This window comes from bacterium, assembly GCA_021372775.1.
GTDB lineage: Bacteria > Acidobacteriota > Polarisedimenticolia > J045 > J045 > JAJFTU01.
This window is the reverse complement of record JAJFTU010000014.1, coordinates 1-9685: the sequence shown is the minus strand read 5'-3', so window position 1 is coordinate 9685 and position 9685 is coordinate 1. Positions and strand designations below refer to the sequence as shown.

The 9685-nt window shown below is 72.9% G+C and carries 9 protein-coding genes; 5 read left to right on the top strand and 4 right to left on the bottom strand.

Translation table 11 applies throughout. From position 1 onward, the window contains the following. The coding region (ileS, locus tag LLG88_00465; GenBank protein MCE5245386.1) for an isoleucine--tRNA ligase at nt 1–2440 on the bottom strand (2440 nt) is incomplete at its 3' end. Between the two features lie 161 nt (nt 2441–2601). On the opposite strand from ileS, the gene lspA reads away from it, so the two are divergent. The 5 genes from lspA (at nt 2602) to LLG88_00440 (ending at nt 6775) form a co-directional block, all read left to right on the top strand. Further along, complete coding sequence (lspA, locus tag LLG88_00460) at nt 2602–3153, top strand: signal peptidase II (GenBank protein MCE5245385.1); 552 nt, start codon at nt 2602–2604, stop codon at nt 3151–3153. Beyond that, nucleotides 3137–4006 carry a prolipoprotein diacylglyceryl transferase gene (locus tag LLG88_00455; protein ID MCE5245384.1) on the top strand — a complete coding sequence of 290 codons (870 nt, stop codon included), beginning with the start codon at nt 3137–3139 and terminating at the stop codon, nt 4004–4006. Before lspA ends, LLG88_00455 begins: the two co-directional genes overlap by 17 nt. Beyond that, complete coding sequence (locus LLG88_00450; GenBank protein ID MCE5245383.1) at nt 4003–4986, top strand: RluA family pseudouridine synthase; 984 nt, start codon at nt 4003–4005, stop codon at nt 4984–4986. Before LLG88_00455 ends, LLG88_00450 begins: the two co-directional genes overlap by 4 nt. Further along, the gene (locus LLG88_00445) at nt 4983–6044 is read left to right on the top strand and encodes a DUF2520 domain-containing protein (GenBank protein MCE5245382.1); all 1062 of its coding nucleotides are present in this window, start codon (nt 4983–4985) and stop codon (nt 6042–6044) included. Before LLG88_00450 ends, LLG88_00445 begins: the two co-directional genes overlap by 4 nt. Before the next feature lie 239 nt (nt 6045–6283). Then, nucleotides 6284–6775 carry a DUF45 domain-containing protein gene (locus tag LLG88_00440; protein MCE5245381.1) on the top strand — a complete coding sequence of 164 codons (492 nt, stop codon included), beginning with the start codon at nt 6284–6286 and terminating at the stop codon, nt 6773–6775. Nucleotides 6776–6849: 74 nt separating this feature from the next. On the opposite strand, the gene glgC is transcribed toward LLG88_00440, so the two are convergent. The 3 genes from glgC to LLG88_00425 form a co-directional block, all read right to left on the bottom strand. Then, nucleotides 6850–8100 (bottom strand): glucose-1-phosphate adenylyltransferase, encoded by a 1251-nt coding sequence (glgC, locus tag LLG88_00435; protein ID MCE5245380.1) that lies wholly within the window; start codon nt 8098–8100, stop codon nt 6850–6852. Nucleotides 8101–8164: 64 nt separating this feature from the next. Next, nucleotides 8165–8545, bottom strand: coding sequence for a response regulator (locus LLG88_00430; protein MCE5245379.1), 381 nt, complete (start codon nt 8543–8545; stop codon nt 8165–8167). Nucleotides 8546–8548: 3 nt separating this feature from the next. After that, a partial coding sequence (locus LLG88_00425) for a hypothetical protein (GenBank protein ID MCE5245378.1) occupies nt 8549–9685 on the bottom strand: 1137 nt, incomplete at its 5' end.

Genomic DNA, 9685 nt, shown 5'->3' with positions numbered 1-9685 from the left:
CCGGCCGGCGGCCCTCGCCGCGCGCGAAGTCGGGAAGCGCGCCGTCCCGCGCCGGGTTCCCCGCCGCGGGATCGAAGCCGTCGATCGAGGCGTAGATCAGGAAGAACTGCAGCACGTTCTGCCAGCGGACGAGGAACTCGTTCTGCCCCTCGCGGATCGCGCGCAGGCTGTTGCGGGTGTTGTTCCAGACCGGCCCCGCCGAGTAGAAGAACCAGCGGAAGGCGTCGGCGCCCGGCGGGTCGTCGAGCCCGTGCACGACGACCTGGGCCCCGTCCTCGAGGCCGAGCGCGGCGCGCACGTCGTCGCCGAGGACGATCGACTCCTTCCCCACCGGGCCGGCGGCGACCTTGGCCGAGAAGGTGCGGCCCGCATCGTCGGCCCGGCCGACGACGAGCCGCGCCCCCGGCTCGAGGCCGAGCGACTTGAGCTGCGCCGGCAAGAGCATCGCCTCGTCCGCCTTGGGCGGCTTGGCGACGCGGCGCGCCGGGGCGAGGGTCAGCGAGAACTTCCCCTCGAAGACGAGGTCCGGCGGCGTGTAGTTGCCGGAGCTCTTCGACTCCTTCTTCCCCTCCGCGTCGCAGACGTGGCCGAGGACGATGCAGGTCTTGTACGGCCGCGGATACGGGCTGGGCAGCTCGAGGCCGTGCTTCTTCCGCGTCTCCTCGTCGAAGACGAGCGTCGCGACCATCAGCAGCGAGTAGAACCAGCCCCGCGTCTGGTCGATCGCCTCGGAGATGAAGTCGGCCGGGTACGCCTTGCGGAACTCTTCGACGCCTTGGTGCGGGAAGCCCCACTGGGCGAACGGCATGCAGCCCGAGTCGAACCAGCAGTCGATGACCTCCGGCACGCGCTTCATCGTGCCGCCGCAGCCGCAGGGGAACGTGATCTCGTCCACCCACGGCTTGTGCACGACGAGGTGCTCGGAGAGGGTCGGGTCGGCCGCGACCGCCTTGTTCCAGTGGTCGAGGGCGCGCGGGTTGCGCGCCACGGCGTCGTCGAGGCGGGAGATCGCCTCCTCGCGGCCGCACTTGTCGCAGACCCAGATCGGCAGCGGCGTGCCCCAGTACCGCTCGCGCGACAGCGCCCAGTCGACGTTGTTGGCGAGGAAGTCGCCGAACCGCCCTTCCTTGATGTGCTCCGGCAGCCAATCGACGGCGCGGTTGTTCGCGATCGCGTCGGCGATCCGGTCGGTGGTGCGGATGAACCACGCCGGCCGGGCGTACTGGATCAGCGGGTCGGAGCTGGCGCGCCAGCAGAACGGATACTCGTGGCGGCAGCTCCCCTCGTGGAAGACGAGGCCGCGCCCCTTGAGGTGGCGCACGATGTCGCGGTCCGCTTCCTTGCAGAAGCGGCCGGCGAAGTCCGTCACTTCGGGCGGGAACTTGCCGTCCGGCCCGAGGAGCTGCAGGAAGCCGATTCCCGCGGCGCGGCAGGCCTTGAAGTCGTCCTCGCCGAACGCCGGGGCGATGTGGACGATTCCCGTCCCTTCCTCGGCCCCGACGTAGTCGGCGGCGATGATCTCGTGCGCCCGCCCGTCTTCCGGCGCGGCGTAGCGGAAGAGCGGCTCGTACTTCTCGCCGACCAGCGCGCTCCCCGGGAACCGCTCGACGATCTCCACGCCCTCGGCGCCGCAGATCTTCTCGACCAGCGCCGCGGCGACGATCACGTCCTCGCGCGCGCCGTCCCGCTCGATCCGCGCCCGAACGTACTCGAGGTCGGCGCGCACGGCGAGGGCGCAGTTGCTCGGCAGCGTCCAGGGCGTCGTCGTCCAGGCGAGGTAGGAGACGCCGGGGCGCGCGACGCTGCGGAAGCGGGCCACGACCGCCGGGTCGTCCACCGTCTTGTAGCCGAGGCCGACCTCGCCCGAGGAGAGGGCGGTCCCGCCCTGCGGCCACCACCAGACGACCTTGTGGCCGCGGTAGAGCAGCCCCTTGCGGTGCAGTTCCGACAGCGCCCACCAGACCGACTCGACGTACGACTTGTGGAAGGTGACGTAGGCGCTCGGCAGGTCGATCCAGAAGCCGATCCGCCGCGTCAGTTCCTCCCACTCCTTCGTGTAGCGGAAGACCGAGTCGATGCAGCGCCGCGTGAACGGCTCGATCCCGTAGGCCTCGATCTCCGCCTTGCCGTGGATCCCGAGTTCCTTCTCGACCTCGACCTCGACCGGCAGGCCGTGGGTGTCCCAACCCGCCTTGCGCGGCACGTCGAACCCGCGCATCGCCTTGTAGCGCGGGAAGAGGTCCTTCACCACGCGCGTCAGGACGTGGCCGTTGTGCGGCAGCCCGTTGGCGGTCGGCGGACCTTCGTAGAAGACGAAGCGGGGGCCGCCGCGGCGGCTCTCGAGCGAACGGTGGAAAACGTCGGCGTCCCGCCAGAAGTCGAGCACGTCGCGCTCGACGGCGGAGAAACGGTGATCGCCGCGGGGTCGTTGGTACGCCATGGCAGCCTCGTGGGCGCGGCCCCGAACCACGCCGGCGCCGCAGGGAAGTCGCTATTTTGGCACGCTGCGACCGGCCGGCCAACGGCCGGGAGGCGCGCGGCGCGTCCGCCGGGGTATCCTGTGCCGGCGGAAGCGGCGCGGGCCGGCCGCGGAAGAGGACGATGAAGATCAAGTTCAGGTGGCGCGACTTCGCCCTGGCCGGCGGCTGGCTGGTCCTGGACCAGGCGACCAAGCTCTGGGCCGGGTGGGCGCTCGACGCGGCGCCGATCTCGATCGTCCCCGGCTTCCTGCGGCTCGCCCTCTCCCTCAACCGCGGGGCGCTCTTCGGCTTCCTCGGCGACATGCCCGACCCTTGGCGGATGATCGTCCTGACGCTCCTCCCGGTGGCGGCGGTGGCGCTGATCGCCGGGTTCCTGATGCACCTCGGCGACGAGGAGAAGATCTCGCGCTTCGCGCTGGCGCTGATCCTCGGCGGCGCGGTCGGCAACATCGTCGACCGCCTGGCGTACGGGCACGTCGTGGACTTCATCGACGTCTACACCAACTGGCCGCCCCTCGCCTCGCGCCTCGTCGACTGGTTCGGCACGAACCGTTGGCCCACCTTCAACATCGCCGACACCGGCCTCAGCGGCGGGGCGACGATCTTGATCATCGACGCGCTGCTGCTGCGCCGCGGCGGCCGCAAGGAATCCGTCGGTGCACCCGTTCCTTGATCTCGGCTTCATCCAGGTCCCGACCTACGGCATCTTCCTTTCGACGGCCATCCTCGTCGGCTGGATGCTCTTCCTGCGTCTGGCCAAGCGGGACGGGATCGACGGCGACAAGGCCGGGGCGGCGGCGTTCTGGGCCCTCGTCGCCGGCGTCGTCGGCGGCAAGGTCGGACTGATTCTCGTCGACCTGCCGATCTACCTCTCGCAGCCGCAGGAGATCTTCACGGTCGGCTTCCTCCGCGCCGCGGGGGTCGTCTGGACCGCGGTCCTCGCCGGGGCGGCCGCCTTCGCCTGGACGGCGCGCCGCGGCAAGCTGCCGATGGGCCGCCTCGTGGACGCCGCCGCGCTGCCGGTGCCGATCTGCCAGGCGATCGGCCGGATCGGCTGCCTGATGGCCGGCTGCTGCTACGGCGGCCGCTGCGACCTGCCGTGGGGGATCGTCTACGAATCGCAGGAGGCGCACCTGCGGACCGGCGTGCCGCTCGGCGTCAGCCTCCACCCCGCCCCGATGTACGAGGCGCTCTGGTCGCTCGCCGTCGTGCTGCCGCTCCTCGTCCTCGTCCGCCGTCGCCGCCGCGCGCCGGGGGAGGTCGTCCTCGCCTACTTCGGCCTCTACGCCCTCGGCCGCTTCGTCGTCGAGTTCTTCCGCGGCGACGACCTGCGCGGGGTCTGGTTCGGCGGCGCGGTCTCGACGAGCCAGTTGATCTCGCTCGCCGTCTTCCCGCTGGCGCTCGCGGCGTGGATCTACCTCCGCCGCCGCGCGCCGCAGGCCGCGCCGGTCCCCGCGACGTCCGCCGCGGCGCCGGCCGCGCCGAAGTCGGCCAAACCGCCGAAGAGCGGCAAGAGGAACGGATGAGCGAGCCGCGCCGCTTCGCCTTCGTCGTCGAGGAGACCGAGGCGGGCGGCCGCTTCGACCGTTTCCTCGCCGCGCGGATTCCCGACGTCTCGCGTTCCCGCCTGGCCGAACTGATCAAGTCCGGCGGCGCGCTGCTCGACGGCCGCGCGGCCAAGCCGTCGGAGCCGGTCGAGGCCGGATGGACGGCGACGGTCGAGGTGCCGCCGCTCGAGGAGAAGCGCCTCGAGCCGGCCGACCTGCCGCTCGCGCTGCTCTACGAGGACGACGACCTGCTGGTGCTGAACAAGCCGGCCGGCCTGGTCGTCCACCCCGGCGCGGGAGAGACCGGGCCGACGCTCGCCGCGGCGCTGCTGAACCACGTGCCGGAGATCGGCGGCGTGGGCGGTCCGGGGCGCGCGGGGCTGGTCCACCGCCTCGACAAGGGGACGACCGGCGCGATGGTCGTCGCCAAGACCGAGGCGGCGCACGCGGCGCTGCAGCGCCAGTTCGCGGCGCGCGAGGTCGAGAAGCTCTACCACACGATCGTCTGGGGCCGTCCGGCGGAAGACGAGGCGGAGATCGACCTTCCGGTCGGCCGCGACCCGTCCAGCCGAATCAAGATGTCCACGCGGCCGCTGCACGGCCGCGCCGCGCGGAGCCTCTACCGCGTGCGCGGCGCCGTGCCCGGCTTCGCCTGGCTCGAGGTGCGGATCTACACCGGGCGCACGCATCAGGTGCGCGTCCACATGGCGGCGATCGGCCACCCGGTCGTCGGGGACGACACGTACGGCGGACGGCGCGAGGCGTCGGTCCACGACCAGCGGAAGCGGCACGCGCTCCAAGCCCTCGACCGCCCGCTGCTCCACGCCGTGCACCTCGCCTTCGCGCATCCCCGCACCGGCGCGCGGATGGTCTTCGAGGCCCCGTGGCCCGCGGACATGCGCGCGGCCTGGGAGGTCCTCGGCGGCGTTCCGTTCGAACTCGCGGAGCGGCCGCGGTGAAGCGGGGCGCGCGCGCGGCGGCGACCTCGCGGCGCGCCAAGGCCGACGGCGGCAACGTCGGCGTGCGCGGCAAAGCTCGTCCCGCGGCGTCCTCGACCTCGCGGCGCGCCAAGGCCGACGGCGGCAACGTCGGCGCGCGCGGCAAAGCTCGTCCCGCCGCTTCCGCGGCCTCGCGGCGCGCGAAGGCCGTGGTCGCGATCGTCGGGGCGGGACGCGCGGGGGGCGCGCTCGCCGCCGGCTTCGTCCGCGCCGGATTCGGCGTGCGCCTTTGGGACCGCGATCCGGCCCGCGCGCGGCGAACGGCCCGCGCCGCCGGCGCCGAAGCGTTCGTCGAACTCGCGCCGCTGCTCGACGGGGCGCGCCTCGTCGTCGTCGCCGTCGGCGACGACGCCCTGAAATCGATCGCCGGGCGGCTCGCCCGCGCGTGGCCCGCGTCGTCCGCGCCGCGCGCCGTCCTCCACACCGCCGGCGCCCGCGACGCGACGCCGCTCGCGCCGCTGCGCGCCTCCGGCGCCGGCCTCGGCGTGCTCCACCCCGTCGTCGGCCTGCTCGGTCCCCGCTCCGCGGAGCGGCTCGCCGGCGCGACGGCCACCGTCTCCGGCGATCCGGCCGGCCTGCGCGCCGCCCGAGCCGCCGCCCGCGCCCTCGGAATGGTCCCGCTCGCCGTGGACGACGCGCGGCGCCCCTTGGTCCACCTCGCCGCCGTCTTCGCGGCGGGCGATCTGACCGCGCTTCTCGGCGACGCCGAGGACGCGCTCCGCGTCGCGGGATGCGCGCCGCGCGCCGCCCGCGCCCTCCTCGCCGCGCTCGCGGCGGGCGCGGTGGCGAACTACCGCGCGCTCGGCGCCGCCCGGGCCTTGACCGGACCGGTCGCGCGCGGCGACGCGGCGACGCTCGCCGCCCACTTGGCCGCGGCGCGGCGCGCCGTTCCGGACGACCCGCTCGAAGCGCACCTCGCGCTGGCCCGCTCCGGCGCGCGGCGCCTCGCCCGCGCGGGGGCGCTCGACGCGGCGACGCTGCGCCGCCTGCTCCGCGTCCTCGCGTCGCGCGGGCGCTGATCCGCCGCCGCGTGCGCGCCGACCACTCCGATCCGCGCGCGGGACGAGCGTCCGGTCCGCGCCGCGCGCCGACGACGAAGTCTCCCCCGCACCCCTCGCGCGGCGTCGACGCCGAAATCCGCCGATTGGAGCGTTCCGTCCGCCTCGCGTGGCGACGCCTGTCGCGATTCCTGCTGCGACAACTGCCCGCGAAAACGGCGTCCGCGCCCCCTCCGCGCGGGTGGTACCCTCCCCGTTCCATGAGCGAGGATCGCCGCAACGAGGAGGAGCTGCTCGACCGGCTGCGCCGCGACGCGGCGACGCTCGCCGAGCCGTTCGAGCTCCGCTACGCGAGCATCGGCAAGACCCGCCGCGACGCGCGGATCTACGGCTGCTGCGATCTCGAGGGGCACATCCGGATCCGCCTCCGCTCGCGCATGTCGGGCGGCTTCCTCCGCTACAGCAGCCTCTTGGCGACGCTCTGCCACGAGCTCGCCCACCTCGAGCATTTCAACCACGGCAAGGAGTTCCGGGCGCTCAACGAACGGCTGCTCGCCTACGCGCGGGTCGTCGGCCTCTATCGGCCGGCGCGCGGCGCGGCGCGTCCCGCTCCGACGCCGGCGCCGCCGGCCGTCGTCGCCGCGCTGCGTCCGGCGCTCGTCGCGGCGTCGCGGCCCAAGAAGCCGAAGCGCGGCGCGCGCCTGCCGGATCCGCGCCAGTTGACGCTCTTCCCGCCCGACGACGTCCGCTGAGCCCGCGCCCCGGGCCGAGAACCGCGGCGCGGCGCGGAAGCCGCTCGGCGCGAACCGGCGCCGCGGCGGAACGTTCAGAGCCGCTCGCCGCGCGGCACGAGGACGATCCCCCCTTCGACCGTGAAGCGCGCTTCGTCGGCCGCGCGGTCGACGCCGATCTGGTAGCCGGCCGGGATCGTCACCCCCTTGTCGATGATCGCCCGCCGCACGACCGCGTGGCGGCCGACCTCGACGCCGTCCATCAGGATGCTGTCCTCGACCCGCGCCCAGCTGTTGATCCGGCAGCCGGGACCGACGATCGAGCGCTCCACCTGCCCGCCGCTGACGATCACGCCGGGGCAGACGAGCGAGTCGAGCGCCGTGCCGACGCGTCCCGCCTCCCCCCCGGCGAAGACGAACTTCGCCGGCGGCCCTTGGTAGGCCTTCGTGCGCAGCGGCCAGGAGCCCTCGTAGAGGTTGAACTGCGGCGAGACGGAGACGAGGTCCATGTTGGCCTCGTAGTAGGCCTCGATGGTGCCGATGTCCCGCCAGTAGGTGCGCGCCGTCCGGCCCGCCCCGCGGAAGCGATGCGCCAGGACCTTCGCGCCGCCGGCGACGAGCGCCGGGAAGATGTCCTTGCCGAAGTCGTGGTTCGACTCCTCGCGCCGCGCGTCCTTGCTCACGGCGCGGACCAGCGCCTCGGTCTTGAAGAGGTAGACCCCCATGTTGGCCACGACGTCCGGCCCGTCCGGGTCGAGGTCGGAGGGCTTCTCGCGGAAGCCGGTCACCCAGCCGGCCGGGTCGTGCTGCACGACGCCGAACCGCTTCGCCTCCGACGCCGGGACGGAGATCACGGCCATCGTCGCGTCCGCGTCGTTGTCGAGGTGCTCGGCGAGCATGTCCCGGTAGTCCATGCGGTAGATGTGGTCGCCGGAGAGGATCAGCACCAGCTCCGGCCGTTCCTCCTCCAGCGTGTAGATGTTTTGGAAGAGGGCGTCGGCCGTGCCGAGGTACCAGTTGCTGCTCACGCGGAGCTGCGGCGGAACGGTGTAGATGAACTCGCCCAACTCTCCCGTGAAGAGATCCCACCCCTGCGCGATGTGCCGCATCAACGACGACGACTTGTACTGCGAGAGGAGGTAGATCCGCCGCAGACCGGAGTTGACGCAGTTGGAGAGGGTGATGTCGATGATCCGGTACGCGCCGCCGAACGGCACCGCCGGCTTCGCGCGGTCGCGGGTCAGCGGATAGAGCCGCTCCCCCTTGCCGCCGGCGAGGATGAAGGTCAGGACGCCCTTGAGATAGTCGGGGTGCAGCGCGGAGCGGGACGGGATCGTCTTGTCCATGGGCGGAGCATAGCGCGGCGCGGGACGGGACGGGGCGCGAGGCGAGGCCGATCGACGCGGAAAGTCACATCTCGCCGGGGCCGAGGTGTTCCCGCTCCTCGAGCAGCCGCCGCACGACAAGGAGAAGCTCTTCCGTGTCGGCGCCCTTGGTGACGTAGGCGTCGGCGGCCCACGAGGTGAAGTCGTCCCGATACGAGTCGTAGGCGGTGTTGAGGACGATCGGCACCCGCCGGTCGCGGTCGAGAATCCGGGCCATCGCCTCGAGTCCGTTCATCCCCGGCATCCGCACGTCGAGCACGACCAAGTCGGGACGCCGCTCCGCGAACGCCTTGAGCCCCTCCTCCGCCGATCCGGCTTCGAGGACGGTGTGCCCCGCGTCTTCGAGGTCCTTGCGGTACAGGAGCCGGAGGTGCGGCTCGTCGTCCACGACGAGAATCACGGCCATCGCTCACTCCCCTTCGTCGTTCTGCGGGCGCGTCTCGTCCGCCGTCCAGACAGGAAGGACGATGCGGAACCGCGAGCCCTCTCCCAGCCGGCTGTCGGCGCTCAACGCCCCGCCGCACTGGACGACGAGCTTCTTCGAAAGAGGCAGGCCGAGACCGGTCCCGCCGACTTTCGTGGTGAAGAACGGCTCGAAGATACGTTCGAGACAGTCGGGCGCTATGCCCGGACCATCGTCCTCGACGACGATGTGGATCGCCTCCTTGATCCGGCGCGCATTGACGGACACGTGCCCGCCGGCGCCGATCGCGTCGAAAGCGTTCCGCAGCAGGTTGTCGAGCACCTCCAGCAGGATCTCGCGGCTGCCGCGGACGGCCGGCAGTCCCGGCTCGGCGGCGGCGACCAGGCCGACCCCTTCCTCGCGGGCGAGGTCGGTGTACCTGGCGACGGCGTCGTGCACGACGCCGGCCGGATCGACCCTTTCCTTCGCCGGGCTGCGCGCCAGGCGGACGTCCTGACGGATCCGCGCCAGGATCCCCTCCATCCGCCGCGCCTCCTCGATGATGATCGCCAGGTCCTCGTGCCGCGGATCGTCGGGAGGGCAGACCTTCTCCAGCCGGCGCGCAAACCCGCCGACGACCGAAAGCGGATTGCGGATCTGGTGGACGATCTCCGCCGCCAGTTCCCCGATCGCCGACAAGCGTTCCGCCTTGAGCAGCTGGCCCTGCAGATTGCGCAGCCGGGCGTTCGCGTCGCGGAGATCCTCGAGCCGCCCGGCCAGTTCGTCGTGCAGCCGCCCCCGCGCGACGGCGCCGGCGGCCGTGGAGGCGACCAGCCCGAGAAGCTCGATCCGGTCGTCGTCGATCGTCCGTCCGGGCGGGATCGCGGCGACGAGCACGCCGAGCCGCCGCCCTTGGTTGCTGAGCGGCGCGAGGACCAGGCGCGACCGCCCGGCGACCGAGGCGAAGAGCGGAGGGCGCCGATCCTCCGGCCCGCCCGCCTCGAAGACGCAGGGGCCGGGGCTGGAGAGCGCCGCGCCGAGGGGATGGTCTTCGTCGTCGAGCGGGACGAAGAACCGCCGCACCGTCGTTTCGAGTTGGCGATCGGCGGACGAGACCGGCCCGAAGGCGAACGCCTCCAGTTC

Bases quoted from the DNA above. Each gene is read 5' to 3' on its own strand.
- lspA (MCE5245385.1), top strand. From the start codon at position 2,602: ATGAAGATCAAGTTCAGGTGGCGCGACTTCGCCCTGGCCGGCGGCTGG.
- LLG88_00430 (MCE5245379.1), bottom strand. From the start codon at position 8,545: ATGGCCGTGATTCTCGTCGTGGACGACGAGCCGCACCTCCGGCTCCTG.
- LLG88_00440 (MCE5245381.1), top strand. From the start codon at position 6,284: ATGAGCGAGGATCGCCGCAACGAGGAGGAGCTGCTCGACCGGCTGCGC.
- LLG88_00450 (MCE5245383.1), top strand. From the start codon at position 4,003: ATGAGCGAGCCGCGCCGCTTCGCCTTCGTCGTCGAGGAGACCGAGGCG.
- glgC (MCE5245380.1), bottom strand. From the start codon at position 8,100: ATGGACAAGACGATCCCGTCCCGCTCCGCGCTGCACCCCGACTATCTC.